The following is a 25,099-nucleotide window of genomic DNA, read 5'->3' as shown; positions in this document are numbered from 1 at the left end:
CCCAGTCTTCGTGCACTTCGTGTCACTGCGCCTCCCCCCTCGCCGGGGGCAACACCAGCGGCCCGGCAAAGCCGGTTCCGCGGTGTTTCTGGAATGGGGCGCGCGCCTCCTGGCGGCACTCATGCTGCTGACGATGGGCGGCGCATTCGCGCAAGGCCTGCTGCCGGTGCCCGCACTCACCGCGCGCGTGATCGACCAGACCGGCACGCTCGATGCCGCGCAGCGCAACGGCCTCGACACCAAGCTCGCGGCCTTCGAGCAGCGCAAGGGCTCGCAGATCGTGGTGCTGATGGTGCCGACCACCGCGCCCGAGGACATCGCCAGCTACACACAGCGCGTGGGCGACGCCTGGAAGATCGGCCGCAAGGACGTCGGCGACGGCCTGCTGGTGGTCGTGGCCAAGGACGACCGCAAGATGCGCATCGCCACCGCGAAGGCGCTCGAAGGCGCGGTGCCCGACCTTGCGGCCGTGCGCATCATCGACGAGGAGATGAAGCCGCGCTTTCGCGGCAACGACTTCGCGGGCGGGCTGAACGCGGCGGTGGACCGGCTCATCGGGCTGGTCGACGGCGAGCCGCTGCCCGAGCCCTCGCGCGACACGGGCAGCCACGGCGGCGGAGGCGGCGGTGGCTTCGACTGGGAGAACCTCGCGATCTTCCTGTTCGTCGGCGTCTTCATCGGCGCGCCGATCGCGCGCGCCATCCTCGGCAAGAAGCTGGGCACGGTGGTCGTGGGGGGCGGCGTCGGCGTGGTCGTGTTCTTCATCACCACCAGCATCGCCATCGCGGTGATCGCGGCGCTTGTCGCGCTCATCGTCTCGCTGGTCGCAGGTGCCGGGCGGATGGGCGGCGGCGGTGGGGGCGGCTGGAGTTCCGGTGGCGGCGGAGGCTGGAGCGGTGGTGGTGGTGGTGGTGGTGGTGGTGGCGGCGGCGGAGGTTTCAGCTCCGGCGGCGGCGGCAATTTCGGCGGCGGCGGTGCGTCGGGGGACTGGTGAACACGATGACGGCAACCGACGCAACCTTCTTCTCGAAGCTCGGCCGCATCTGGCGCCACCGCTGGATCGACGAGTCCGAGGTTCGCCGCGCGCTGCCCGCAGCCGCGCTGGAGCGCCTCGCAGGCCGCGTCGCCGCGAGCGAGCGGCGCCACAGCGGCGAGATCCGCATCTGCGTCGAGGCCGGCCTGCCGATGTCGTACCTGTGGCGCCATGCACCGCCGCGCGAGCGCGCCGTCACGCTGTTCGGCAAGCTGCGCGTGTGGGACACCGCGCACAACAACGGCGTGCTGATCTACCTGCTGCTGGCCGAGCACGCGATCGAGATCGTGGCGGACCGCGGCATCAACGCGCGCGTCGATGATGCCGAATGGGCCGCGATGGCGCAGCGCATGGGCGCGGCCTTCCGCGAGGGCCGCTTCGAGGACGGGCTCACGCAGGCGCTGGAAGAAATCTCGGCCCTGCTGGTGCAGCACTTTCCGCTGGGCGAGAACGAAATCGACGTGAACGAACTGCCGGACGAGCCGGTGGTGCTCTGACTTTCTCTTTCTTTCTCCCTCCCCCGCTGGGGGAAGGAGCCCAAATCATTCCTGCTCGGGCAGCGCCCACACCGCGTCGCCACCCACTGCATGAAAGCGCCGCCCCGGCGCCTGCTCCATCAACCACCCGCCCGTGAACTCGCCGAAAGCCGGCAGCACCGCCTGCTGCGCATCGCTCACGAAACACGGCAGCCGCACGCTGTCGCGCCCCGGGCCGTGGAGCCTGCAAACGGGGTGCAGGTGCCCCGCGAGCACGAAGTGCGTGGCGTGCGTCTGCGGATGGTGGCAGCAGGCGAACGGCCCGAGCAGAAAAGGCTCGTCGACCACGTCGATGCCGAGCGCGTCCGGCGGATCGCCCGCACGGCTGTCGTGGTTGCCGCGCACCAGCGTCATCGCGATGCCGGCATGGCGCGCCCTCCAGGCCTCCGCCGCGGCGAGCACCGTGCGCGCCTGCGCCGCATGCAGGAAGTCGCCGAGGAATACGATGCGGTGCGGGGCCAGCCGGGCCATCAACGCATCGAGCCGCGCAAGGTTTTCCTGCGTCGTGCCGCCCGGCACCGGCTGGCCGAGCGCGCGGTAGGCCGCGGCCTTGCCCAGGTGCAGGTCGGCCACGAACAGCACGCGCGCATCGGGCCACCACAGCGCCCGCTCGGGCAAGAGCTGCAGCAGCTCGCCCGCCCAGCGGACCGGGAACGGCGATGGGAAAGAATCGGAATGGCTCACGGGCTGGAAGTGTCGCAAAAGACGCAGGTTCGCGCGGCCACCTTGCAATCGGCCCTGGCCGCCCCCAGTTCCTGCACATGACCGAATCGCCCCCGCTGCACATCGTCTGTCCGCACTGCCACACGACCAACCGCGTGCGCGCGGCGCAGCTGGACAGCGCGCCCGACTGCGGCAGCTGCCACCGCCCGCTGTTCGCCGGCCATTCCACCGCGCTGCCGGACGAAGCCACCTTCGACCGCCACATCGCGCGCAACGAGATCCCGGTGCTGGTCGACTTCTGGGCGCCCTGGTGCGGCCCCTGCCGCCAGATGGCACCGGGCTACGAACAGGCCGCGGCCCAGCTGGAACCACGGGTGCGGCTCGCCAAGGTCGACACCGAGGCCGTGCCTGCCCTGGGTGCGCGCTTCAATATCCGAAGCATCCCGACGCTGGCGCTGTTCCGCGGCGGCCGCGAGGTGGCGCGGCAGGCCGGCGCAATGGGCGCGGCGGACATCGTGCGGTGGGTGAAGGCGCACGGCGCGGGCTGACCGGCTCACAGCGGCGGCAACGGGCGTGACGGCCTGCGCCGGTCGCGCCGCTGCCCCACGGGCTTCGGCGGCTTGCCCGGCCCCTCCTGGCCGAAGGACAGCGTGCCCTTCACGCGCTCGACGCCGCCGGCCGTGACCACGCCACCCGCGGCCTTCTCGAGCTGCTCGACCATGCGGGCGATGCGGTCCGCCACGTTCTCGTTCGACAGCTTCTCGCGGAACAGCTCGACCATAAGCGGAAACGAAAACGGCGTCGGCCGCGCGAGCGGCTTCAGCACGAGCTGCTGCGTGGCCATGCGCGCGAGGCTGGCGCGCAGGCGGCCGATCTCGAGCTCCTGCGCGAGCAGCTCCTGCTCGGCCTGCTGCAGCAGCCTGTTGCCGGGGTCGTACTTGCGGAACACCTCCCAGAACAGCGAGGACGAGGCCTGCAGCTGCTTGCTGCTGCGCTTCTCGCCCGGGTAGCCCTGGAAGATCAGCCCCGATACGCGCGCGATCTCGCGGAAGCGCCGCTGCGCGAGTTCGCCCGCGTTGAGCGAAGCCAGCACCTCGTGCAGCAGCACCGCGGGCGCTTCGCCTTCCGGCGGCCTCAGCACCTGCGGCAGCAGCACGGCCCAATCGACCCCGGTCGCGCTCAGCAGCTCGAAGCCGTAGTCGTTGACCGCGATGGAAAAGGTGCGCGCCTCGTGCTGCGCGACACGCCAGGCCAGCAGGCTTGCCAGCCCGAGGTGCACATGCCGGCCCGCGAACGGATAGAGGAACAGGTGCGAGCCTTCGCGCGTGTCCAGCGTTTCTGCCAGCAGCGTCTGCGGCGTCGGCAGCGCCGACCACTGCTGCTGTATCTCGAGCAGCGGCCGCACGCACTGCAGCTCGGGCGAGTCGTAGCGCCCCTCGCCGGCCAGCGCCAGCTGCTGCACCACCGCATCGGCCAGCGTGTTCGACAGCGGCATGCGCCCGCCGTTCCAGCGCGGCACCGCGGGCCGCTTGCCGCTCGCGCGCCGCACCCAGGCGGTCATGTCGTGGATGCGCACGAGCTCCAGCAGCCGGCCGCCGAACAGGAAGCAGTCGCCGGGCTTCATGCGCGCGACGAAACTCTCTTCGATGCTGCCGATCTTCGAGCCGCCGAGGTACTGCACCGACATGCTCGCATCGCTCACGATGGTGCCGATGTTCGTGCGATGCCGGCGCGCGAGCCGCGCGTCGGGCACGCGCCACACGCCCTCGGCATCGGGCACCGCGCGCCGGTAGTCGGGGTAGGCCGCGAGCGAGGGGCCGCCTTGCGAGACGAAGTCGAGGCACCACTGCCAGCTCTCGCGCGAGAGGCCTTGGTACGCGGCCGTGCCGCACACCTCGTCGTACAAGTCATCGGGTATGAAGCCGCCGCCCAGCGCCACCGTCACCAGGTGCTGCACCAGCACGTCGAGCGGCTGGTCGGGCGAGTGGCGCGCCTCGATATGCCCCGCCGCGATGGCCGCGCGCGCGGCCGAGCCTTCGACCATCTCGACGCTGTGCGTGGGCACGAGCGTGATGCGCGACGGCCGCCCCGGCGCATGGCCCGAACGGCCGGCGCGCTGCAACAGCCGCGCCACGCCCTTGGGCGAGCCGATCTGCAGCACGCGCTCGACCGGCAGGAAGTCCACGCCCAGGTCCAGGCTCGAGGTGCAGACCACGGCCTTCAGCTCGCCGCTCTTGAGGCCCAGCTCGACCCATTCGCGCACCTCGCGGTCGAGCGAGCCGTGGTGCAGCGCAATGAGGCCGGCCCACTCGGGCTTGGCCTCCAGCATGGCCTGGTACCAGATCTCCGACTGCGAGCGCGTGTTGGTGAAGACCAGCGCGGTCTTGCTCGCGGCAATCTCCGCGATCACCTGGGGCAGCATCGTGAGCCCGAGGTGGCCGCCCCAGGGAAAGCGCTCGGCGGTGCCGGGCAGCAGCGAATCGATGACGAGCTTCTTCGGCACCTGGCCCTGCACGAGCACGCCGTCCGCATGGCCCAGCAGCGAATGCATCGCCTCGTGCAGGTTACCCAGCGTGGCCGACATGCCCCAGATCGCGAGGCCGGGATTCCAGCGCTTGAGCCGTGCCAGCGCGAGCTGCACCTGCACGCCGCGCTTGTTGCCGAGCAGCTCGTGCCATTCGTCGACGACGGTCATCCGCACATGGCCGAGCACTTCGCTTGCATCGGCGCGCGAGAGCAGCAGCGACAGGCTTTCAGGCGTGGTGACGAGCACGCTGGGCAGGCGCTGGTTCTGCGCGCTGCGTTCGGCCGACGAGGTGTCGCCGCTGCGCACGCCGGTGCTCCACGGATGCACATCGGCGCCGAGGGCTTCGAGGGGCTGCTGCAGGGCACGCAGCGTGTCGGCCGCAAGCGCGCGCATCGGGGTGAGCCACAGCACAGTGAGCGGAGGGGCTGCGGGGTGTGCCGTTTCCTTGCGCGCTTGAGAGAAAGCCTGCAACGCACCGAGCCACACGGCGTAGGTCTTGCCCGCGCCGGTGGTCGCGTGAAGCAGGCCGGACCTGCCTTCGCCGATGGCTTTCCACACCTCGCGCTGGAACTTGAAAGGCTTCCACCCGCGTGCGGCGAACCACGCGTCGAGCGCAGGCTTCACGGACTTGGATTTGCTCCTTCCCCTGCCGGGGGAAGGCCGGGATGGGGGCAAGCGGCCTTCGACGACAGGCCGCTGGCTCCGGATACGCCGCTTGCCCCCACTCCTGCCCTCCCCCAAAGGGGGAGGGAGAAATTCGGGATCCATTGGGTCGGTCATGAGGGAAGCAACGCAGCGAGCGTCTGCAAGGTGTCCGCCTCCTCCACGGGCTTGTCCTCCCGCCAGCGCAGCATGCGCGGAAAGCGCACCGCAATGCCGCTCTTGTGCCGCGTGCTGCGCGCGATGCCCTCGAAGCCCAGCTCGAACACCAGCGTCGGCTTCACGCTCTTCACCGGCCCGAAGCTCTCCACCGTGGTCTTGCGGATGATCGCGTCCACGCGCGCCATCTCGGCGTCGGTAAGGCCCGAGTAGGCCTTGGCGAAGGGCACGAGCTTGCGGTCGGCTTGCTCGGGCGGAGCATCCCACACGGCAAAGGTGTAGTCACTGAAGAGGCTCGCGCGCCGGCCGTGGCCGCGCTGTGCGTAGATCAGCACCGCGTCGACGCTGAGCGGGTCGATCTTCCACTTCCACCACACGCCGACGTCCTTGGTGCGGCCCACGCCGTACTGCGCATCGCGGCGCTTGAGCATCATGCCTTCGACGCCCATGGTGCGCGCGGCCTCGCGCTGCCTTGCGAGATCGGGCCAGCCGGTGCCGGTGAGCATCGGGCTCGGCAGCAGCGAAGGGTGCTGCATCCGCGTGATCAGCTCGTCGAGCAACACGCGGCGCTCCGACTGCGGCAGCGCGCGCAGGTCGCGCCCTTCCCATTCGAGGAGGTCATAGGCCAGCAGCACCACGGGAATGTCGCGCAGCAGCTTGGCGCCGAGCGTCTTGCGGCCGATGCGCTTCTGCAGCTCGGCGAAGGGCTGTACCTTGCCTTCACGCCACACGGCGATTTCGCCGTCGAGCACCGTGCCGTCAGGCAAGGCCTCGCCCAGCACGGCAAGCTCGGGGAAGCGCTCCGTCACCAGCTCTTCGCCGCGCGACCACACCCAGACGGCGCCTGCGCGCTTCACGAGCTGCGCGCGAATGCCGTCCCACTTCCACTCGACGATCCAGCCGGACGGCGACCCCAGCACGGCATCGAACTGCTCGAGCGGAATGTTGAACGGATGCGCGAGGAAGAAGGGATACGGCTGGCCGCTGGTCTTCTGCACCTGCTCGGCGCTCGACTCGGGCGCGATGAGCGCGCGGTAGTCGTCGCCCCGGGGCCGTGCCCCGATGTGCGTGTAGCCCATGAGCCGCTGCGCGACACGCTTGGCATCGATGCCGCCCACCGCGGCGAGCGCCTGCGTCACCTGCAGCCTCGACACGCCCACGCGAAATGCACCGGTGATGAGCTTGAAGTACACCAGCCGCTCTTCGACCGCGAGCTGTCGCCACTGCGCGCGCAGCCGGTCGGCGAGCTGCCCGGGTGCCGTCTTCGCGGCTTCGCGCAATGGCAGCAGATGCTGCTCGACCCAACCCGCGAGACCGAGGTCGTGCACCTCGCTCGGCGGCGGCAACAGCAGCGCGATGGTCTCGGCGAGATCGCCCACGGCGTCGTAGCTTTCGTCGAACAGCCACTCGGGCAGGCCCGCAGCCTCCTGTGCAAGCAGGCGCAGCAGCTTGGTGGGCACGAGCTGGCGCGGCTTGCCGCCGGCCAGGAAGTACACCGCCCATGCGGCATCGGCCGCGTCGGCCTCGCGCAGGTACCGCTGCAGCGCGACCTGCTTGGCGAGGCTAGACGTGCTCGCATCGAGCTCGCGGTAGAGCGCGGCAAACGCTCTCACGGTATTTCTCCTTCCCCTTTTGGGGGAAGGTTGGGATGGGGGCTCGCGGCGTCTCCATCGAGCGCCGCAAGCCCCCTCCCCGGCCCACCCCCGGAAGGGGAGGGAGTTTCCTGATCGTCTTCGTCGCCGTACTCGGTCTTGAAGCCCTGCGCATCGAGGCCGTTCTCCGTGAGCCACCGCACCATCACCTGCACGCTGCCGTGCGTGACGAACACGCGCTCTGCGCCGGTGCCGGCAATCGCCTGCTGCAGGCCGGGCCAGTCGGCATGGTCGGACATCACGAAGCCGCGGTCCACGCCTCTTCGGCGGCGCGTGCCGCGCAGCTGCATCCACCCGCTGGCGAACGCATCAGCGTAGTTGCCGAAGCGGCGCATCCATGGCGAGCCCTGCGCCGATGGCGGAGCGAGCACCAGCGAACGCTTCAGCAACGCGGCGTCGACACCCTCATCGTCCGCACGCAAGGTGGGCGGCAAAGAGACGCCCGCCGCCCGGTACACCGCATTGAGCGGCTCCACCGCCCCGTGCACGACGATCGGCCCGATGCTCGCATCCACGCCATGCAGGATGCGCTGCGCCTTGCCGAACGCATAGCAAAAAAGCACCGATGCGCGCCCGGCCTGCGCATTGGCGCGCCACCACGCGTCGATCTCCGCGAACAGCACGGCCTGCGTGGGCCAGCGGTAGATCGGCAGGCCGAAGGTCGACTCGGTGATGAAGGTGTCGCAAGGCACGGGCTCGAAGGGCGGGCAGGTGCCGTCAGGCTCGGTCTTGTAGTCGCCCGAGGCCACCCACACGCGAGCGCCATGTTCGAGCCGCACCTGCGCCGAGCCCAGCACATGGCCGGCCGGATGCAGCGAGACGCGTACGCCACGGTGCTCGATGGCCTCGCCGTAGGCCAGCGTCTGCAGGTCGATGCCGCTGCCAAGGCGCGCACGCAGCGTGCCGGCGCTGTCGGTGTGGGCCAGGTAGCGTGCGTGTCCGGCGCGCGCATGATCCGAATGCGCATGCGTGATGACGGCGCGCGCCACCGGCCGCCACGGGTCGATGTAGAAATCGCCGGGTGGGCAATAGAGGCCCTCGGGCCGGGCGACGACGAGGAGGTCTGCTTCCTGCTGTGCGGGCATGGCACGCCATCGTAGGCGCAGCGACGGTTTCCCGCCGCGCCACGGCGGGCGCAAAGCGCTGTGGGCCGGCGCCTACCCGGCGTGCGGCGGGCTACGGCTTCTTCGGCCGGTTTTTCGCCATGTCGAGCACGTTCATCTTCATGCCATTGGACATGACCATGTCGCCCGGCTTCTGGTCGGCCTTGCAGGGGCCGATCCACCTGGCCTCCATGACGCTCGCGCCTTCGGCACGGCCCATCAGCGGCGGGTTGTAGGTCGACTTGCTTTCCATGCGATAGGCCGTGCCGAAGTCGCCGCTCAACACCGCATGCGAGGTGGCGACCGTATTGCCGATCTTGCAGACCGAGTCCATCACCAGCTTGCCGCCGTCGGAACGCAGCTCCTGCTTCGAACACATGTCCTTGCCCATGCCCTGGCCCATGTCACGCAGCGCCTTGTCGCTGGCCGCGTCGATGCACTGCTGCACGGTGTGGCCGGCGCCGGGTCCCTTGCCCGTGCCGTCCCCGGTCTGGATTTCCCACAGGCCGGGTTTGCGCGAGGGAAAGTCGAGGGCGAACGCAGGGCATGCGACGGCACCGGCCGCGATGCAGGCTGCGAGGGAGGACAAACGAATCTTCATGGCGGGCTCCCGCACCGGTGGACGACGATGCCCGGGTTGTACCGCGCACCCCGCCGCGGCGGAATACCGCAATCGGCCTACGCCGGTCGCGCGTGCACCGGTGCGAGCGCCGGGCCGCGCTGCCGTGTGGCGACACCGAGCGCCACGCCCAGCGCCAGGCCGCCCAGCACGTCGATCAAAACATGTTGGCGCACCGCCATCGTCGAGTAGACGATGCCGACGGCCCAGGCCATGTTGGCGATGCGCAACCAGCGCGGCGCCCCCATTTCGCGCAGCTGCCGCGCCAGCGCGACGCAGGTGAACACCGAGAACGAGACGTGCAGCGAAGGAAAGGCGTTGCCCGCCGAGTCGACCATCTTGAGGAACTGCAGCGAGGTGCCCGGCGCGGTGTCGACCACGAAGTTCGGAATCGCCGTGGGCACGAACCAGAACACGAGCAGCGCGAAGACCGTCATCGCCGCGCAGCCGAAGGAAAAGCTCGACAGCTCGCGCTTGTCCTTGGCCAGCAGCACCGGCAGCGCGATGTAGCCCCAGAGCGAGAGGTACACCGGCAGCAGTGCTGGCCAGAAGGCGATGAGATGGTCGACGGCCGTGAGCGGCAGCACCCAGGCTTGGCCGGCGTGCTTCATGATCCAGAAGTACAGGGGGAAGAAGCCGAGAGTGGCGACCGTGTTGCCGACCAGCTTCAACGGAAACAGCGTGATGCAGCGCCGCCACAGGGCAGGCACCCAGGGCTGCTGTGCCGTCGATGAAGAAGATGCGTCGGAGGCGGAAGGTGTCATGGAAGCCTGTGCAGCGCGCAGCGCGCTACCAGGGCGTCCACTTTAATTCGCTTTTCGCAGAGGCCACAGTGCGCTCGATGAACCGCACGCCGCGCGCGCCGTCCTCCACGCGCGGGTAGTCGGCGTCCAGCGGGTCGGCCGGCTGACCCGCCAGCCGCGCGCGGATGTCCGCCGCCACGCCCGCATAGACATTCGCGAAGGCTTCGATGAAACCTTCGGGATGCCCCGCCGGCAGCCGGCTCGCGCGCTTCGCGGATTCGCACAGCCAGGGCGCGCCGCGCGTCAGCACGCGCTTCGGTCCGTCGTGCGGCAGATGCATCAACTGGCTCGGCTGCTCCTGGCGCCACTCGAGCGTGCCCAGCGTGCCGGAGACGCGCAGGCGCAGGTCGTTTTCCAGGCCGGTGTTGATCTGCGAGGCGATCAGCACGCCGCGCGCGCCGCCCTCGAAGCGCAGCAGCAGGCTGCCGTCGTCGTCGAGCATGCGGCCCGGCACCAGCGCGCTCAGGTCCGCGCACAAGCTGTCGATCTGCAGCCCGGTGACGGTCGCGACGAGGTTCTCGGCATGCGAGCCGATGTCGCCGATGGCACCCGCCGCACCGCTCTTCGCGGGGTCGGTGCGCCAGTCGGCCTGCTTGTTGGTGCCGCCTTCGACGTGGCTCGCGAGCCAGCCCTGGTTGTATTCGACGACGACCTTGCGCACCTCGCCGATCTGGCCCGAGCGCACCATCTCGCGCGCCTGCCGCACCATCGGGTAGCCCGTGTAGTTGTAGGTAACTCCGAACACCGTGCCCTGCTTCGCCACGGCGGCGACCAACGCCTCGGCCTGCGCGAGCGTGTGCACCAGCGGCTTGTCGCACACCACATGGAAGCCGGCTTCGGCAAAGGCCTGCGCCACCGGAAAGTGCACGTGATTGGGCGTGACGATCGACACGAAGTCGATGCGCTCTTCCAGCGGGCGCTTCAGCTCGTCGGCCAGCAGCGACTGCCAGTCGCCGTGGTTGCGGCCGTCGGCCAGGCCGAGGTCGCGGCCCGAGGCGCGCGCCTTGTCCGGGCTCGACGACAGCGCGCCGGCCACGAGTTCGATCTGGCCGTCGAGCGCCATGGCCTTGCGGTGCACGCCGCCGATGAAGGCGTCGCGGCCGCCGCCGACCATGGCATATCGGAGCTTGCGAAGAGAGGTATCGGTCATGTCGTGTTCTTCAAGGAACACCGCGGAACCGGCTTCGCCGGGCCGCAGGTGTTGCCCCCGGAAGGGGGTTGGCGTAGCGACACGAAGTGCGCGAAGCCTGGGGGAGAACTCAGAACGGCGAGTTGGGGTGGTAGAAGTCCTTGGCGTTTTCCTTCGTGATCAGCACCGAAGGAATGATCGTCGTCGCCGGCAGCTTCTCGCCCTTCAGCCGCGCCTCGGCCGTCAGCTTGATCGCGTCGTAGATGAACTTCGGCGAGTAGCTCACGTCAGCCGTAATGCGCTTGTCCTTGCCGTCCATGATGGTCTTGACCATGCCCTTGGCGCCCGCGCCGCCGAAGATGATCTTGATGTCGTCGCGCTTGGCCTGCTCGATGGCCTTGAGCACACCCACGGCCATGTCGTCGTCGGCCGCCCAGATGGCGTCGATGTTCTTGAAGCGCGTGAGGTAGTCCTGCGTGACCTTGAAGGCATCGTCGCGGTTCCAGTTGGCGTACTTGGCGTCGAGCAGCTTGATGTCGGGGCTGCCCTTGAGCACGGCGTTGAACGCGTCCATGCGCTCGTTGTCCAGCGTGGTCGCGATGCCGCGCAGCGCCACCACGTTGCCCTTGCCGCCGAGCTGCTTGACGATGTACTCGGCCGGGATCTTGCCGAAGGCGGTGTTGTCGCCCGCCACGTACGCATCCTGCGCGCTGGTGTCGGTCAGGCCGCGATCGACCACGGTGACGTACGCTCCCTTGGCCTTGACCTGCGCGACCGGTTTCGTCAGTGCGGCCGATTCAAACGGGAACACGACCAGCGCGTTGATCTTGGTGACCGTCGAAAGATCCTGCAGCTGGTTGGCCTGCTCGGGCGCGTTCGCCGCAGTCTTGATCGTGATCTTCAGGTCCTTGTGTTCCTTCTCGAGGTCCTTCTTCGCCTGGTTGGCCCAGTAGTTGATGCCGCCCATGAAGCTGTGCGTGGCCGCGGGAATCGAAACGCCGAGGTTGACCTTTTCCGCGGCAAACGCGGGCAGGCTGGCGAACGCTGCGGCGGCAACCGCCGTGAGTGCGAGGCGTCGGGTGAAAGTCGTCATGCTGGGTGTCTCCTTGTGGTTGATGGAACGAACGGGAAAGGGATTAGCGGCGACCTCGCTGGAGGAACGCGACGATGATGATCACGAAGCCCTGCACCGCCGCATTCAGGTACACGCTGATGATGCTGGTGAGGTTCAGGATGTTGCTGATGACCGAGAGCAGGATCGCGCCCACCACGGTGCCGGTGATGCTGCCCGCGCCGCCCTTGAGCGCGGTGCCGCCGACGATCACGGCCGCGATGGCCTCGAGTTCCCACAGCAGGCCGGTGGTCGGCGATGCCGAGCCCAGGCGCGGCACGTACAGCAGGGTGGCGATGCCCACGCACACGCCGAGCAGCACGTAGGTCAGGATCTTCACGCGGTCGACGTCCACGGCCGCATAGCGCGCCACCTGCTCGTTGGAGCCGATGGCCTGCACGTAGCGTCCATAGGCCGTGCGATTCAGGATCACGCCGCCGATGATCGCGACGATCACGAACACCCACACCGGCACCGGGATGCCCGCAAGGCTCGCGTAGTACACGGGCGCATAGAGGTCCGACAGCTCGTTGTCGAGCGTGAGCGCGCCGCCGTCGGCGAAGTACGTGAGGTAGGCGCGGAAGATGCCGAGCGTGCCCAGCGTCACGATGAAGGGCTCGATGCGCCCCTTGGTGATCAGCAGGCCGTGCGCAAGGCCGAACACCGCGCCGAGCACCACCGCCAGCACCGCGCCCATCACCACCGCCAACAGCGGCGAGCCCGACGCCGGGCCGGCCCAGTTGATGAACATGATCACGCTGCCCGCGATGAGCGCGGCCATCGAGCCCACCGACAGGTCGATGCCGCCCGAGATGATCACGAAGCACATGCCCACCGCGATGATGCCGATGAAGGCGGTGCGCGTGAGCACGTTCATCGCGTTGTCGAGCGTGGCGAAGTCGCCGTTCAGCAGCGTGCCGGCAATGCACAGCAGCGCGAGTCCGATGACCGGGCCGAGCCCGTGCAGGCGCTGCGTCCAGCGCGGTGCCGCCTCGCTGCGGTGCTGCTGCTGCGCGGCCTCAAGCGACTGCGGGGGAGTTTGCGGTTCCGGTGGCATGAGCGATGAGCTCCTCTTCGGTCAGATGGCCTGCATCGAGCGTGGTGACGAGCCGGCCCGCGCGCATCACCGCGACGCGGTGGCACAGGCCGATCAGCTCCATCAGCTCCGACGAAACGACGATCACCGCGAGCCCTTCGCGGGCGAGTCGCTGGATCAGGAAATAGATGTCGCGCTTGGCGCCCACGTCGACGCCGCGCGTGGGCTCGTCGAGCACCACCACCTTGGGGCGAGGTTGCAGCACCTTGGCGAGCGCGAGCTTCTGCTGGTTGCCGCCCGACAGCGACGAGGCCCTGACGTCGAGCGAGCCGGTGCGGATGCCGTAGTCCTTCACCGCCTCGGCCAGCGCGCCGCGTTCGGCCTCGGGCCTGAGCCATGGCTGTGCATAGCGCTCGAGCGCCATCAGCGTGAGGTTCTGACGCAGGCCGAAGTTGACGTGCAGGCCCTTGCCCTTGCGGTCTTCGCTGAGGTACGTGAGGCCGTGCCTCGCGGCATCGCGCGGGTTGCGCCAGCCCTTGCCACCGGGCACCGGCTTTCCGAGCATCTCGACGCTGCCGCTCGCGGGGCGCAGGCCGAGCAACCCTTCGAAGAGTTCAGTGCGGCCCGCGCCGACGAGGCCCGCAAAGCCAAGGATCTCGCCGGGGCGCACCTCGAAACTCGCATCCTGCGCCCAGCCGGACACGCTGAAGTTGCGCACGCGCATGGCGGGTGCATCGGCCGCCACGACCACGTCGCGCGGCGGGTAGAGGTCGGCCAGTTCGCGGCCCACCATGAGGTTGGCCATCTGCTGGCGCGTGACCTCGGCCGTGGGCGCGCGCGCGACGAAGCGGCCATCGCGCATGACGATCACTTCGTCGGTGACCTGCTCCACTTCGTCGAGCTTGTGCGAGATGTAGACGATGGTCACGCCGTCGGCACGCAGTTGGGCGATGAGCTTGAACAGGCGCTCGGTTTCGCCCGGCGTCAACGTCGCGGTGGGCTCGTCCATGACGAGCAGGCGCGCGCGGCGGGCGATGGCCTTGGCGATCTCGACGAGCTGCTTCTCGGCGACGATGAGGCGACGGACCTTGGTGCGCGGGTCGATCTTCAGCCCGACCGCGGCGAGTGCCGTGGCGGCGTCGCGCTCCATCGATGCGTCATCGAGCAGCCAGCCCTTCTTCTTTTCATGGCCCAGGAAGATGTTCTGCGCCACGCTCAAGTCTTCCGCGAGGTTGAACTCCTGGTGGATGAGCACGATGCCCAGCGCCTCGGCGTCGCGCGAACTCCCGAACTGCTGCGGCTGGCCGTTGATGCGCAGCGTGCCGCCGCTCAGCGATTCATAGCCCGCGAGGATCTTCATCAGCGTCGACTTGCCCGCGCCGTTCTCGCCGAGCAGGCCGTAGACGTGGCCGGGCGCGAGCGCGAAGCTCACGCCGTGCAAGACCTGCACGGGGCCAAAGGCCTTCACCACGCCGTCGAACTCGACGGCCACGCTGCCCTTGCCGGTGCCTGCCGCCGTCATGGCGCCACTCCTCGGACCTTCAGCGTCTCGTGCATCGCGAGCACACCCGCGCCGACGAGGCCGCCCTGCGTGCCGAGCGGCGCGTACTGGATCTCGAGATGCCGCGTGGAGAGTGCCAGCGAGCGCTGGTACACGCTCTGCCGCACGGCCGCGAGGAACAGCGGGCCGATGCGCGTGATGCCGCCGCCGATGAACACGTGCGACGGGTTGAAGAAGTTGACGACCGACGCAAGCATCTGCCCGATCAGGCTGCCTGCGCGCTGGATGATGGCGTTGGCCGCCGTATCGCCGCCGCGGCTGGCCTGGCCCACATCGATCGCGTCGATACGGCCGTGCACGCGCAGGCACTCGGCGAGCGCCGCGCTTTCGCCGGCTTCGGCCGCCTGCATCGCCATGCGCGTGATCGCGGGACCGGCGGCCATGGCCTCGACGCAGCCGAGATTGCCGCAGTGGCAGCGCGGGCCTTCCTGGTCGACGCAGATGTGGCCCACGTCCCCGGCCGAACCGGCGGCGCCGCGGTACACCTCGCCGTGGCAGACGATGCCGCAGCCGATGCCGGTGCCGATCTTGATGACGAGGAAGTTGCTCAGCGAACGCTTGAGGCGCCAGAGTTCGCCAAGCGCCATCAGGTTCACGTCGTTGTCGACGAAGACAGGCGCCGCGTAGTCCTCGCGCAGGTAGTCGCGGATCGAGAAGCTGTCCCACGCCGGCATCAGTGGCGGGTTCACGAGCTGTCCGATCTCGAAGTTCACGGGGCCGGGCACGCCAATGCCGATGCCGAGCACGTCCCTGGCGCCCACATTGCAGCGGGCCAGCAGTTCGCGCATGAGCGTGCGCACGCGCGCCAGCACCACGGCCGGGCCTTCGCGCACGTCGGCTGGTTCGTCGTGCTGCGCGAGCACAGTGAGGTCGGGCCGCAGCACGGCCACATCGAGACTGGTGGCGCCGATGTCGATGCCGACGAGCACGCCGAGCCCGGCATTCAGCTGGAGATTCTCGGCGCGGCGCCCGCCCGAGGAGCGCTGCAGGCCGGCTTCGGCAAGCAGGCCCTGGTCGACGAGGCCGGCGATCAGCCCGTTGGCCTTGCTCTTGGAAAAACCGAGCTGTTCGGCCATGGCATGGCGCGAACCGCCGGCCGACCAGAAGGTCGTTTCCAGCAGCCGCATCTCGTCCGCAGTGATGCCACTCCAACGTGCCACGCGTCTTGTCTCCGGTGTTCTTGTCTTCGCCGCGCCCTGGTTGGGGCGAAGGCGAATACTAGGCGGAGGCCTTTAGCCGGACAAGGCTGAACTTTGACCAAATTCAGATCGAAGCGAGACGGAGCGATGCGAGCTTCAAAAGCAAAAAGCCGCCCCGAGGGCGGCTCCTTGACCGAGCAATCGGGAAGGCCGATTACTTTTTCTGGCGGTACTTGCGCAGCGCAGCGATCTGGGCGGCCATCACGGCCAGCTCCGATTGCGCCATCGCGATGTCGATGTCGCTCTTCGCATTCTTCAGTGCTTCCTCGGCTGCGGCCTTGGCCACATTGGCCTTTTCGTCGTCGAGGTCCTTGCCGCGGATCGCGGTGTCGGACAGCACGGTGACGGCATTGGGCTGCACCTCGAGAATGCCGCCGGCCACGAAGACGAACTCTTCGCCGCCGTCGGCCGTTTCGATGCGCACGGCGCCGGGGCGGATGCGCGTGATCAGCGGGGTGTGGCGCGGGTAGATGCCGAGCTCACCGGCTTCACCGGGCAGCGCGACGAACTTGGCTTCGCCCGAGAAGATCGACTCTTCCGCGCTGACCACGTCCACATGAATGGTGCCTGCCATGGTGATTCCTTCTTAAGCGACCTTCTTGGCCTTTTCGAACGCCTCGTCGATGCTGCCCACCATGTAGAACGCTTGTTCCGGCAGGTGGTCGGCTTCGCCGTTCACGATCATCTTGAAACCACGGATGGTTTCGGCCAGCGGCACGTACTTGCCAGGCGAGCCCGTGAACACTTCGGCCACGTGGAACGGCTGCGACAGGAAACGCTGGATCTTGCGGGCGCGGGCCACGGCGAGCTTGTCGTCGGGAGCCAGCTCGTCCATGCCCAGGATGGCGATGATGTCGCGCAGTTCCTTGTAGCGCTGCAGCGTGCCTTGCACGGCGCGGGCCACGTTGTAGTGCTCTTCGCCGACCACGTTCGGGTCGAGCTGGCGCGAGGTCGAGTCCAGCGGGTCCACGGCGGGGTAGATACCGAGCGAAGCGATGTCGCGCGACAGCACCACGGTGGAGTCCAGGTGAGCGAAGGTGGTAGCGGGCGACGGGTCGGTCAAGTCGTCGGCTGGGACGTACACGGCCTGGATCGAGGTGATCGAGCCGACCTTGGTCGACGTGATCCGCTCCTGCAGGCGGCCCATTTCCTCGGCCAGCGTCGGCTGGTAGCCCACGGCGGAAGGCATGCGGCCCAGCAGAGCCGACACTTCGGTACCGGCCAGCGTGTAGCGGTAGATGTTGTCCACGAAGAACAGCACGTCGCGGCCTTCGTCGCGGAACGACTCGGCAATGGTCAGGCCGGTCAGCGCCACGCGCAGACGGTTGCCCGGGGGTTCGTTCATCTGGCCGTAGACCATGGCGACCTTCGAGTCTTCGAGCTTCTCGAGGTTCACCACGCCGGAGTCGGCCATCTCGTGATAGAAGTCGTTGCCTTCGCGGGTACGTTCACCCACACCGGCGAACACCGACAGACCCGAGTGTGCCTTGGCGATGTTGTTGATGAGTTCCATCATGTTCACGGTCTTGCCCACGCCGGCGCCGCCGAACAGGCCCACCTTGCCGCCCTTGGCGAACGGGCACACCAGGTCGATCACCTTGATGCCGGTTTCCAGCAGGTCTTGCGAAGGCGACAGTTCGTCGTACGCGGGAGCCTTGCGGTGGATCGAAGCGGTGAGCTCCTGGCCGACCGGGCCGCGTTCGTCGATGGGCGCGCCCAGCACGTCCATGATGCGGCCGAGCGTGGCCTTGCCCACGGGCACCGTGATGGGTGCGCCGGTGTTCTTCACGATGATGCCGCGGCGCAGGCCGTCGGACGAGCCCAGCGCAATCGTGCGCACCACGCCGTCGCCGAGCTGCTGCTGGACTTCGAGAGTCAGCGCGCTGCCTTCGAATTTCAAGGCGTCGTACACCTTGGGCATCTGGTCACGCGGGAACTCCACGTCGACCACGGCGCCGATACATTGGACAATTTTTCCTTCAGCCATGGCGTTTCCTTCTGGATGGATCTCAATAAATTTGCGACAGGTTCTTGCAGAAGCGTCCTGGTGCCGAAACGGGCCGCTTTTGCAAGAATGCCGGACGGGCCGGCACCCTTGAGTTTCTTGTCGTCGTCAGCTCATCAGCATTTCATGGCCGTTGCTTGCGCAGCGAAGGCGTCCGAAGCTGCCTTGCAGGCCTGGCCCAGTGCAGCCTTGTCCGCGCCCATCGAAGCCCAGGTGGCCTTCGTCTGGTCGAGGTTGGCCTTCATCGCGTCGGCGGCAGCACCGCTTTGCGAAGAAACGCACGCCTGCACCTTGGCGAGGTAGTCGTTGCACTCCTGCGGCAGGTCGGCCGATGCAGTCGGGGCCGCTGCGGCGGGAGCGGCCGGCGCTGCTGCGGGAGCTGGGGCCGGAGCGGGCGCTGCGGGTGCGGCGGCGGGAGCCGGTGCAGGAGCAGGCGCCTCTTCCTTCTTGGAGCAGGCAGTCAGGGCGGCGGCAACCGCCACCAGGGCAAGAATCTTCTTCATTTTGCGCAGAGTCCCCTAAAAATAGGCCTTGGGTTAGCGAACGCGCAGAGCGCATCCGATCAGCAACGCGGCCTGTTGCATTGCCTCGATCAAACGCCTGCGGCCGCAGCCGCGCCGGACACGATCTCGGACAGCTCCTTGGTGATGCCGGCCTGGCGGGTCTTGTTGTAGACCAGCTTCAGTTCGCTGATCACGTTGCCCGCGTTGTCGGTCGCAGCCTTCATGGCCACCATGCGCGCCGAATGCTCGGACGCCATGTTTTCAGCCACGGCCTGGTACACCAGCGATTCCACGTAGCGCACCAGCAGCTCGTCGATCACACTTTGCGCGTCGGGTTCGTAGATGTAGTCCCACGAATGATGACCCGACTCGACCTGCAGCGTCTCGGCCTTCAGCGGCAGCAGTTGCTCCACCATCGGCTCTTGCTTGATGGTGTTGATGAACTTCGTGTAGCACAGGTACACAGCCGACAGCTTGCCTTCGGCATAGGCGTCGAGCAGCGTCTTGACCGGCCCGATGAGCTTGTCGAGATGCGGCGTGTCGCCCAGGTGCGTCACATGCGCCACCACGCGAGCGCCGATGCGGTTCAGGAAACCCAGACCCTTGCTGCCGATGGCAACCGACTCGACCACGTTGCCCGCTGCCTGCGCTTCGCGCAGCTTGGCCGTCACGGCACGCAGCAGGTTGGTGTTCAAGCCGCCGCACAGGCCCTTGTCGCTGGTCACGATGATGAAACCGACGCCCTTGGCCTCGGTCGTCTTCATGAACGCGTGGGTGTACTCCGGGTTCGCCTTGCCGAGATTGGCCGCGATGTTGCGGATCTTTTCGCTGTAGGGGCGAGCGGCGCGCATGCGTTCCTGCGCCTTGCGCATCTTGGAAACCGAGACCATTTCCATGGCCTTGGTGATCTTCTTGGTGTTTTCCACCGATTTGATCTTGCCGCGGATTTCCTTACCAGCTGCCATGAGAGCTCCTTCTTGCGTCGATCAAGGCGTCGATCAGGCGAACGACTTCTTGAACGAAGTGGCGGCGGCCAGCAGTTCGGCTTCCGCGTCCTGGCAGACCTTCTTGAAAGCCTTCTTCTCGTCGCTGTCGTCGGCCTTCGCGGGCTTCGGGTCCCACTTGGCGCCGTTCTTTTCCATCGTGGCCAGCAGGGGTGCGTGGCTCGACTTGAGGAACTGGTGGAAGCCGTGTTCGAACGAGAGAACCTTCTTGACGTCGATGTCGTCCATGAAGCCCTTGTTCACCGCGAACAGCGTGGCGCTCATCAGCGAGATGGGCAGCGGGCTGTACTGGGTCTGCTTGAGCAGTTCGGTCACGCGGGCACCGCGGTCGAGCTGCTTGCGGGTGGCTTCGTCGAGGTCCGAGGCGAACTGGGCGAAGGCCGCGAGTTCGCGGTACTGCGCCAGGTCGGTACGGATACCGCCAGACTGGTTCTTCACCAGGTTGGTCTGCGCCGACGAACCCACGCGCGACACCGAAATACCGGCGTTGATGGCGGGACGGATACCGGCGTTGAACAGGTTGGTTTCCAGGAAGATCTGGCCGTCGGTGATCGAGATCACGTTGGTCGGCACGAAAGCGGACACGTCGCCGGCTTGCGTTTCGATGATCGGCAGTGCGGTCAGCGAGCCGGTCTTGCCCTTGACTTCACCCTTGGTGAAAGCTTCGACGTAGTCGGCGTTCACGCGGGCTGCGCGCTCGAGCAGGCGGCTGTGGAGATAGAACACGTCGCCGGGGTAGGCTTCGCGGCCTGGCGGGCGGCGCAGCAGCAGCGAGACCTGGCGGTAGGCCACGGCTTGCTTGGACAGGTCGTCATAGACGATCAGCGCGTCCTGGCCGCGGTCGCGGAAGTATTCGCCCATCGTGCAGCCCGAGTAGGCCGACACGTACTGCATGGCCGCCGATTCGGAAGCCGATGCCGCCACCACGATGGTGTAGTCCATCGCGCCGGCTTGTTCGAGTGCGCGCACCACGTTCTTGATCGACGAGGCCTTCTGGCCGATCGCAACGTAGACGCAGGTCATGTTCTGACCCTTCTGGTTGATGATCGCGTCGATGGCGACAGCCGTCTTGCCGGTCTGGCGGTCGCCGATGATCAGCTCGCGCTGGCCACGGCCGACGGGCACCATCGAGTCGACGGACTTCAGGCCGGTCTGCATCGGCTGGTCGACGGACTTCCGTGCGATCACGCCGGGAGCGACCTTTTCGATCACGTCGGTCATCTTGGCGTTGATGGGACCCTTGCCGTCGATCGGCTGGCCCAGGGCATTCACCACGCGGCCGATGAGTTCAGGACCCACGGGCACTTCCAGGATGCGGCCCGTGCACTTGACGGTGTCGCCTTCGGAGATGTGCTCGTACTCGCCCAGAATCACGGCGCCGACGGAGTCGCGCTCGAGGTTCAGTGCGAGGCCGAACGACGGCGTGCCGTCTGCGCTCGGCGGGAATTCAAGCATTTCGCCTTGCATCGCGTCCGACAGGCCGTGCACGCGCACGATGCCGTCGGTCACCGAAACCACGGTGCCTTCGTTGCGGATGTTGGCGCTGACCCCGAGGCCCTCGATGCGGCTCTTGATCAGTTCGGAAATTTCTGCGGGATTGAGTTGCATGACTCTTTCCTTCTTTCTTTGTAAGGCGATGGAGACCGGTCAGGCCGCCAGCGCAACTTTCATTTGTTCAAGGCGCGCTTTGACGGAGGTGTCGAGCACCTCGTCGCCGACCACCACACGAATGCCACCGATCAGTTCCGGCTCCTGCTGGACCGTGACCTGCAGCTTGCGACCGAAGCGCTTTTCGAGCGCGGCCGCCACACTGGCCAGAGCCGAGACTTCGATCGGGAAAGCGCTGTAGACCACGGCGTCGGACGAGCCGCTCTTCGCGTTGGACAGTGTCCGGAACTGCTTCGCAATTTCCGGCAGCACCGAGAAACGCCCGTTCTCGAGGAGCGCAGCCAGGAAGTTCTGGGCCATTGCGGGCAACGGCGCAGCGAATGCACCGGCGACCACGCCGAGAACCTGCTCGGCCGTAACCTTGGGGTTGTCGGCGAGTTGCTGGAGCTCCGGATTGGCTCCGATGGCGGCAAGCTTTTCGAGCCAGACGCTGGTTCCGGCGACGTCGGACGACGACGCCTTGAAAAGCGCCTCGGCGTAGGGGCGTGCAATGGTGGCGAGTTCAGCCATGGCTTCTATCAGAGTTCGGTCTGCAGGCGGGCGAGCAAATCGGCGTGAACGCCCGCATTCACTTCCTTGCGCAGAATCTGCTCTGCGCCCTTGACGGCCAGTGCAGCAACCTGCTCGCGCAGGGCTTCACGGGCCTTCAGTGCCTGCTGGTCGGCTTCGACGCGTGCGGCTGCAACGATCTTGTTGCCTTCCTCGGTCGCGCGGGCCTTGGCCTCTTCAACGATGGCCTGGGCGCGACGTTCGGCGTCGGCAAGACGCTGTGCGGACTCGTTGCGCGCCTGGCCCAGTTCGGCTTCCACGCGCTTGTTGGCGGCGGACAGCTCGGACTTGGCCTTGTCGGCGGCAGCGAGGCCTTCGGCGATCTTCGCAGCGCGGTCGTCCAGCGCTTTCGCGATCGGCGGCCACACGAACTTCATCGTGAACCCGACCAGGATCAGGAACACGATCATCTGAACGATCAGGGTACCGGTAATGCTCACTTTTCACCCTCTCTTTGGGATTGAATCGAAGCCATTCGCTAGGGGACTAGGGAACGACGACGCAGGTCCGACGAGAAAGACTTACTTCGGCAGGTTGGCGATCTGAGCCAGGAACGGGTTGGCCGTTGCGAACCACAGAGCGATACCGGTGCCGATAATGAAAGCGGCGTCGATCAGACCAGCCAGCAGGAACATCTTGGTTTGAAGTTCGCCCATGAGTTCAGGCTGACGTGCGGCCGACTCGAGGTACTTGCTGCCCATGATGCCGATGCCGATACATGCGCCCACAGCGCCCAGACCGATGATCAGGCCGGCGGCCAGTGCAACAAAGCTAATAACTTCCATGATGACTCCTAGAGGACTTTGGTTGAAGAGAAAACGAAAAACAAAAAACGAAAGCGGATGATCAGTGGTGATCGTGGGCCTGGCCGATGTAGACCAGCGTCAGCATCATGAACACGAAGGCTTGCAGCGTGATGATCAGGATGTGGAAGATGGCCCAGGCCGTGCCCGCGATGATGTGGCCGATGGCCAGGCCGATGCCGGTGGCCGACACGGACCAGGCACCGCCCATCAGGGCGATCAGCAGGAAGATCAGTTCGCCGGCGTACATGTTGCCGAACAACCGCATGCCGTGCGAGACCGTCTTGGCGATGAACTCGATCATCTGCATGGCGAAGTTGAAGGGGTACAGCGCCCAGTGGTTGCCGAAGGGTGCGGTGAACAGCTCGTGGATCCAGCCTCCGGCGCCCTTGATCTTGATGTTGTAGAAGATGCAGATCAGCAGCACGGCCACCGACATGCCCATCGTCACCGAGAGGTCGGCGGTAGGCACGACGCGCAGGTAGGCGTGGTGCGGGTCTTCACCCGCGATGTGGAAGATCTTGGCCCAGATCGCCGGGAACAAATCGACCGGAAACAGGTCCATTGCGTTCAGCAGGAAGATCCACACGAAGATGGTAAGGGCCAGCGGTGCGACGAACTTGCGGCTCGTGGCGTTGTGGACGATGCCCTTGGCTTGCTGGTCGACCATTTCAACCAGCAGTTCGACGGCAGCCTGGAAGCGGCCCGGAACGCCCGACGTGGCCTTGCGTGCAGCCAGCCAGAGCAACCAGCAGCCCAGGACACCCAGAGCGATGGAGAAAAACAGCGAATCGAAGTTGAAGACCGAAAGATCGGCCACACCTGCAGGCTTGGAGCTTTGCAGATGCGTCAAGTGGTGAACGATGTATTCACCAGCGGTCTGACCATGTTCCGCAGCGTTTTCAGCAGCCATTCCGTTACTCGTCTCGTTGTTGCCGGCGCCGGGGCGAGAACATCACCGCCAACCAGGCCGCCTTCATTGTCACCACCAGGCCGATCAGCATTGCTGGCCAGCTCAGCGCCGTTATCAGCCTCGGCGCGGCGATCAGCATCGCCACGGACAAGGCCATCTTGACCATTTCCCAGAGGAAGAATCCGAACACCGCAGTGCCTGGATTCAGGGAAGAGAACCTGCCGGTCAACCCGCGTGCGAACACCGCCGCCGGAATGACCACCGCGATCGCGCCATAAGCGGCGGACCAACCCAGATTTTGCCTCCCCGTCAGTCCCCAGGCGGCCAGAGCCACCACCAGACCGACAACCAACTGCCCCGCGACCACCCGCCATGGGGAGACCGAAGGGTTCTTTGCCCGCAGTTCACGCGCCTCATCGGCGGTCAACGGCTTGAATTCTGCGTCGAGGTCTTCAGCGACCTCCGAGTCTTGACGGGCGATTTTTTTCATTTCGAATGAAGCCCGGATGACGACCCAGAATTTCTACAAAGCCATTGATTATAAGTAAAAACCCAGCCTGTCCCGCCACCCGTGCTGCCGCGCATGCAAATCGATGCCGCATTCCCTGACGCGAACCCGACGCGGCGCACGCAACCATAATTCCGGCATGCACCCTATCACCGATGCCCTGCCCGCCACGCTTTGTTACCTCGATGGCGAATACCCCGCCCTGCGCGACGCGAAGATCAGCGTCCTCGACCGAGGCTTCATTTTCGGCGACGGCATCTACGAATACGTCCCCGTCTACTTCGGCCAGCCCTTCTGCTTCGAGGAGCACATGGCCCGCCTCGACCGCTCGCTCGCCGAACTGCAGATCGAGAACCCGCTGTCGCTCGCGCAGTGGCGCGAGATCGTGATGCGGCTGGTCGAGCCCGGCGGCAACGCGCCCCAGTCCGTTTACTTTCAGGTGACGCGCGGCGTGGCCCCGCGCGACCACGCGATGGTGCGCGGCATCCGCCCGACGGTGTTCGTGATGGTGAACCCGCTGCCGCCCATCTCCGATGCCATCCGCGCCAAGGGCGTGGCCTGCGTCACCGCGGCCGACTTCCGCTGGCAGAAGGCGCACATCAAGAGCACCAGCCTGCTGGGCGCCGTGCTTGCGCGCCAGATCAGCGTGGAAGCCGGCGCGACCGAGACCATCATGTTCCGCGACGAATGGCTCAGCGAGGCCTCGTCGAGCAACGTGTGGATCGTGAAGGACGGCACGCTGGCGGGCCCGCCGAAGAACAACCTCGTGCTGACCGGCATCCGCTACGGGCTGCTCGAGCGCCTGTGCAAGGCGCAGGGCATTGCGTTCGCGCTGCGCCCCATCTCGCGCGACGAGGTGTTCGCCGCCGACGAGCTGCTGATCTCCTCGGCCAGCAAGGAGCTGCTGCCCGTCGTCAGCCTCGACGGGCAGGCTATTGGCAATGGCCGCCCCGGCCCCATCTACCAGAGCTTGTATGCGGCCTACCAGCAGGCCAAGCAACACAACGCACAGAAACACGGAGCCCCGGCATGACCGACAACACGACCACCACCGACACCACCGCGATCCCCGATCCGCGCAAGGAATCGCTGATCGAGTACCCCTCGCAGTTTCCGATCAAGGTGATGGGCGCCAAGGTCGACGGCTTCGTGCACGCCGTCACCCAGATCGCCGAGCGCTTCGATCCCGCCTTCGACGCCACCACCGTCGAGCTGCGCGACAGCAAGGCCGGCAACTACCTCGGCGTGACCATCACCGTCACGGCCACCAGCCGCGAGCAGCTCGACGACATCTACCGCGCGCTGTCGGCGCATCCGATGGTCAAGGTCGTGCTTTGACCCCCGTGCCGTCCGCA

At 66.9% G+C, this 25,099-nt stretch carries 26 protein-coding genes; 5 read left to right on the top strand and 21 right to left on the bottom strand.

Annotated features, from left to right (window positions below; translation table 11 throughout):
• Window positions 1-82 precede the first annotated feature (82 nt).
• Window positions 83-994 (top strand): TPM domain-containing protein, encoded by a 912-nt coding sequence (locus PMI12_RS06205; RefSeq protein WP_157632150.1) that lies wholly within the window; start codon window positions 83-85, stop codon window positions 992-994.
• 5 nt (window positions 995-999) lie between these two features.
• Window positions 1,000-1,530, top strand: coding sequence for a TPM domain-containing protein (locus PMI12_RS06200; protein WP_007830225.1), 531 nt, complete (start codon window positions 1,000-1,002; stop codon window positions 1,528-1,530).
• Between the two features lie 45 nt (window positions 1,531-1,575).
• On the opposite strand, the gene pdeM is transcribed toward PMI12_RS06200, so the two are convergent.
• Complete coding sequence (gene pdeM / locus PMI12_RS06195; RefSeq protein WP_007830223.1) at window positions 1,576-2,253, bottom strand: ligase-associated DNA damage response endonuclease PdeM; 678 nt, start codon at window positions 2,251-2,253, stop codon at window positions 1,576-1,578.
• A gap of 77 nt (window positions 2,254-2,330) precedes the next feature.
• Between pdeM and trxC the strand changes: the two genes are divergently transcribed.
• Window positions 2,331-2,780, top strand: a complete 450-nt coding sequence (gene trxC, locus PMI12_RS06190; protein ID WP_007830221.1) for a thioredoxin TrxC — start codon at window positions 2,331-2,333, stop codon at window positions 2,778-2,780.
• A 5-nt stretch (window positions 2,781-2,785) separates the two neighbouring features.
• Here the strand turns inward: trxC and PMI12_RS06185 are convergent, their stop codons facing one another.
• From PMI12_RS06185 to PMI12_RS06090, 20 genes are all read right to left on the bottom strand, one after another.
• The gene (locus PMI12_RS06185; RefSeq protein ID WP_007830219.1) at window positions 2,786-5,539 is read right to left on the bottom strand and encodes a ligase-associated DNA damage response DEXH box helicase; all 2,754 of its coding nucleotides are present in this window, start codon (window positions 5,537-5,539) and stop codon (window positions 2,786-2,788) included.
• Entirely contained in the window at window positions 5,536-7,191 is a 1,656-nt protein-coding gene (locus tag PMI12_RS06180) for an ATP-dependent DNA ligase (protein WP_007830217.1), read from the bottom strand. The genes PMI12_RS06185 and PMI12_RS06180 overlap by 4 nt, the downstream gene beginning before the upstream one ends.
• Window positions 7,188-8,315, bottom strand: coding sequence for a ligase-associated DNA damage response exonuclease (locus PMI12_RS06175; RefSeq protein ID WP_007830216.1), 1,128 nt, complete (start codon window positions 8,313-8,315; stop codon window positions 7,188-7,190). The genes PMI12_RS06180 and PMI12_RS06175 overlap by 4 nt, the downstream gene beginning before the upstream one ends.
• Window positions 8,316-8,406: 91 nt before the next feature.
• The gene (locus tag PMI12_RS06170) at window positions 8,407-8,934 is read right to left on the bottom strand and encodes a DUF3617 domain-containing protein (RefSeq protein ID WP_007830215.1); all 528 of its coding nucleotides are present in this window, start codon (window positions 8,932-8,934) and stop codon (window positions 8,407-8,409) included.
• A 77-nt stretch (window positions 8,935-9,011) separates the two neighbouring features.
• A complete protein-coding gene (locus PMI12_RS06165) occupies window positions 9,012-9,716 on the bottom strand; it encodes a phosphatase PAP2 family protein (RefSeq protein ID WP_007830214.1) in 705 nt (234 codons plus the stop codon).
• 25 nt (window positions 9,717-9,741) lie between these two features.
• Complete coding sequence (locus PMI12_RS06160; protein WP_042672931.1) at window positions 9,742-10,905, bottom strand: Gfo/Idh/MocA family protein; 1,164 nt, start codon at window positions 10,903-10,905, stop codon at window positions 9,742-9,744.
• A gap of 109 nt (window positions 10,906-11,014) precedes the next feature.
• On the bottom strand, window positions 11,015-11,977 hold the full coding sequence (locus PMI12_RS06155; protein ID WP_007830212.1) for a substrate-binding domain-containing protein: 963 nt from the start codon (window positions 11,975-11,977) through the stop codon (window positions 11,015-11,017).
• Between the two features lie 43 nt (window positions 11,978-12,020).
• Window positions 12,021-13,052: an ABC transporter permease gene (locus PMI12_RS06150; RefSeq protein ID WP_007830211.1), complete on the bottom strand. Its 1,032-nt coding sequence runs from the start codon at window positions 13,050-13,052 to the stop codon at window positions 12,021-12,023.
• Window positions 13,015-14,553 (bottom strand): sugar ABC transporter ATP-binding protein, encoded by a 1,539-nt coding sequence (locus PMI12_RS06145; RefSeq protein WP_007830208.1) that lies wholly within the window; start codon window positions 14,551-14,553, stop codon window positions 13,015-13,017. The genes PMI12_RS06150 and PMI12_RS06145 overlap by 38 nt, the downstream gene beginning before the upstream one ends.
• Window positions 14,550-15,719: an ROK family protein gene (locus PMI12_RS06140; RefSeq protein WP_007830207.1), complete on the bottom strand. Its 1,170-nt coding sequence runs from the start codon at window positions 15,717-15,719 to the stop codon at window positions 14,550-14,552. The genes PMI12_RS06145 and PMI12_RS06140 overlap by 4 nt, the downstream gene beginning before the upstream one ends.
• A gap of 226 nt (window positions 15,720-15,945) precedes the next feature.
• Complete coding sequence (locus PMI12_RS06135; RefSeq protein ID WP_007830205.1) at window positions 15,946-16,365, bottom strand: F0F1 ATP synthase subunit epsilon; 420 nt, start codon at window positions 16,363-16,365, stop codon at window positions 15,946-15,948.
• 12 nt (window positions 16,366-16,377) lie between these two features.
• Complete coding sequence (atpD, locus tag PMI12_RS06130) at window positions 16,378-17,778, bottom strand: F0F1 ATP synthase subunit beta (RefSeq protein WP_007830203.1); 1,401 nt, start codon at window positions 17,776-17,778, stop codon at window positions 16,378-16,380.
• Between the two features lie 134 nt (window positions 17,779-17,912).
• A complete protein-coding gene (locus PMI12_RS28660) occupies window positions 17,913-18,299 on the bottom strand; it encodes a hypothetical protein (RefSeq protein WP_007830202.1) in 387 nt (128 codons plus the stop codon).
• Window positions 18,300-18,388: 89 nt separating this feature from the next.
• Window positions 18,389-19,264 carry a F0F1 ATP synthase subunit gamma gene (gene atpG, locus PMI12_RS06120; RefSeq protein ID WP_007830201.1) on the bottom strand — a complete coding sequence of 292 codons (876 nt, stop codon included), beginning with the start codon at window positions 19,262-19,264 and terminating at the stop codon, window positions 18,389-18,391.
• Window positions 19,265-19,297: 33 nt separating this feature from the next.
• Window positions 19,298-20,911: a F0F1 ATP synthase subunit alpha gene (atpA, locus tag PMI12_RS06115; RefSeq protein WP_007830199.1), complete on the bottom strand. Its 1,614-nt coding sequence runs from the start codon at window positions 20,909-20,911 to the stop codon at window positions 19,298-19,300.
• A 39-nt stretch (window positions 20,912-20,950) separates the two neighbouring features.
• Window positions 20,951-21,481 (bottom strand): F0F1 ATP synthase subunit delta, encoded by a 531-nt coding sequence (locus tag PMI12_RS06110; RefSeq protein WP_007830197.1) that lies wholly within the window; start codon window positions 21,479-21,481, stop codon window positions 20,951-20,953.
• Window positions 21,482-21,489: 8 nt separating this feature from the next.
• The gene (locus PMI12_RS06105; RefSeq protein ID WP_007830193.1) at window positions 21,490-21,960 is read right to left on the bottom strand and encodes a F0F1 ATP synthase subunit B; all 471 of its coding nucleotides are present in this window, start codon (window positions 21,958-21,960) and stop codon (window positions 21,490-21,492) included.
• An 81-nt stretch (window positions 21,961-22,041) separates the two neighbouring features.
• Complete coding sequence (gene atpE, locus PMI12_RS06100; RefSeq protein WP_007830191.1) at window positions 22,042-22,305, bottom strand: F0F1 ATP synthase subunit C; 264 nt, start codon at window positions 22,303-22,305, stop codon at window positions 22,042-22,044.
• Window positions 22,306-22,366: 61 nt separating this feature from the next.
• Window positions 22,367-23,236 carry a F0F1 ATP synthase subunit A gene (gene atpB, locus PMI12_RS06095; protein ID WP_007830189.1) on the bottom strand — a complete coding sequence of 290 codons (870 nt, stop codon included), beginning with the start codon at window positions 23,234-23,236 and terminating at the stop codon, window positions 22,367-22,369.
• Between the two features lie 4 nt (window positions 23,237-23,240).
• Window positions 23,241-23,726, bottom strand: a complete 486-nt coding sequence (locus tag PMI12_RS06090; protein WP_007830187.1) for an ATP synthase subunit I — start codon at window positions 23,724-23,726, stop codon at window positions 23,241-23,243.
• Window positions 23,727-23,883: 157 nt separating this feature from the next.
• Here PMI12_RS06090 and PMI12_RS06085 point away from each other — a divergent pair, with 157 nt between their 5' ends.
• On the top strand, window positions 23,884-24,777 hold the full coding sequence (locus PMI12_RS06085) for a D-amino acid aminotransferase (protein ID WP_007830186.1): 894 nt from the start codon (window positions 23,884-23,886) through the stop codon (window positions 24,775-24,777).
• Window positions 24,774-25,082, top strand: coding sequence for a YbeD family protein (locus PMI12_RS06080; RefSeq protein ID WP_007830185.1), 309 nt, complete (start codon window positions 24,774-24,776; stop codon window positions 25,080-25,082). The genes PMI12_RS06085 and PMI12_RS06080 overlap by 4 nt, the downstream gene beginning before the upstream one ends.
• The last annotated feature ends 17 nt before the right edge of the window (window positions 25,083-25,099 follow it).

Origin of the sequence: Variovorax sp. CF313, from assembly GCF_000282635.1 — a bacterium.
GTDB lineage: Bacteria > Pseudomonadota > Gammaproteobacteria > Burkholderiales > Burkholderiaceae_C > Variovorax.
Note: the sequence above shows the minus strand (reverse complement) of the source record. Positions and strands in the feature narration are given on the sequence as shown.

Bases quoted from the DNA above. Each gene is read 5' to 3' on its own strand.
- PMI12_RS06155 (WP_007830212.1), bottom strand. From the start codon at position 11,977: ATGACGACTTTCACCCGACGCCTCGCACTCACGGCGGTTGCCGCCGCA.
- PMI12_RS28660 (WP_007830202.1), bottom strand. From the start codon at position 18,299: ATGAAGAAGATTCTTGCCCTGGTGGCGGTTGCCGCCGCCCTGACTGCC.
- atpG (WP_007830201.1), bottom strand. From the start codon at position 19,264: ATGGCAGCTGGTAAGGAAATCCGCGGCAAGATCAAATCGGTGGAAAAC.
- PMI12_RS06200 (WP_007830225.1), top strand. From the start codon at position 1,000: ATGACGGCAACCGACGCAACCTTCTTCTCGAAGCTCGGCCGCATCTGG.
- PMI12_RS06185 (WP_007830219.1), bottom strand. From the start codon at position 5,539: ATGACCGACCCAATGGATCCCGAATTTCTCCCTCCCCCTTTGGGGGAG.
- PMI12_RS06165 (WP_007830214.1), bottom strand. From the start codon at position 9,716: ATGACACCTTCCGCCTCCGACGCATCTTCTTCATCGACGGCACAGCAG.
- atpB (WP_007830189.1), bottom strand. From the start codon at position 23,236: ATGGCTGCTGAAAACGCTGCGGAACATGGTCAGACCGCTGGTGAATAC.
- PMI12_RS06110 (WP_007830197.1), bottom strand. From the start codon at position 21,481: ATGGCTGAACTCGCCACCATTGCACGCCCCTACGCCGAGGCGCTTTTC.
- PMI12_RS06085 (WP_007830186.1), top strand. From the start codon at position 23,884: ATGCACCCTATCACCGATGCCCTGCCCGCCACGCTTTGTTACCTCGAT.
- PMI12_RS06080 (WP_007830185.1), top strand. From the start codon at position 24,774: ATGACCGACAACACGACCACCACCGACACCACCGCGATCCCCGATCCG.
- PMI12_RS06170 (WP_007830215.1), bottom strand. From the start codon at position 8,934: ATGAAGATTCGTTTGTCCTCCCTCGCAGCCTGCATCGCGGCCGGTGCC.
- atpD (WP_007830203.1), bottom strand. From the start codon at position 17,778: ATGGCTGAAGGAAAAATTGTCCAATGTATCGGCGCCGTGGTCGACGTG.
- PMI12_RS06090 (WP_007830187.1), bottom strand. From the start codon at position 23,726: ATGAAAAAAATCGCCCGTCAAGACTCGGAGGTCGCTGAAGACCTCGAC.
- PMI12_RS06135 (WP_007830205.1), bottom strand. From the start codon at position 16,365: ATGGCAGGCACCATTCATGTGGACGTGGTCAGCGCGGAAGAGTCGATC.
- PMI12_RS06160 (WP_042672931.1), bottom strand. From the start codon at position 10,905: ATGACCGATACCTCTCTTCGCAAGCTCCGATATGCCATGGTCGGCGGC.
- PMI12_RS06145 (WP_007830208.1), bottom strand. From the start codon at position 14,553: ATGACGGCGGCAGGCACCGGCAAGGGCAGCGTGGCCGTCGAGTTCGAC.
- PMI12_RS06140 (WP_007830207.1), bottom strand. From the start codon at position 15,719: ATGCGGCTGCTGGAAACGACCTTCTGGTCGGCCGGCGGTTCGCGCCAT.
- atpE (WP_007830191.1), bottom strand. From the start codon at position 22,305: ATGGAAGTTATTAGCTTTGTTGCACTGGCCGCCGGCCTGATCATCGGT.
- atpA (WP_007830199.1), bottom strand. From the start codon at position 20,911: ATGCAACTCAATCCCGCAGAAATTTCCGAACTGATCAAGAGCCGCATC.
- trxC (WP_007830221.1), top strand. From the start codon at position 2,331: ATGACCGAATCGCCCCCGCTGCACATCGTCTGTCCGCACTGCCACACG.
- PMI12_RS06175 (WP_007830216.1), bottom strand. From the start codon at position 8,315: ATGCCCGCACAGCAGGAAGCAGACCTCCTCGTCGTCGCCCGGCCCGAG.
- PMI12_RS06150 (WP_007830211.1), bottom strand. From the start codon at position 13,052: ATGCCACCGGAACCGCAAACTCCCCCGCAGTCGCTTGAGGCCGCGCAG.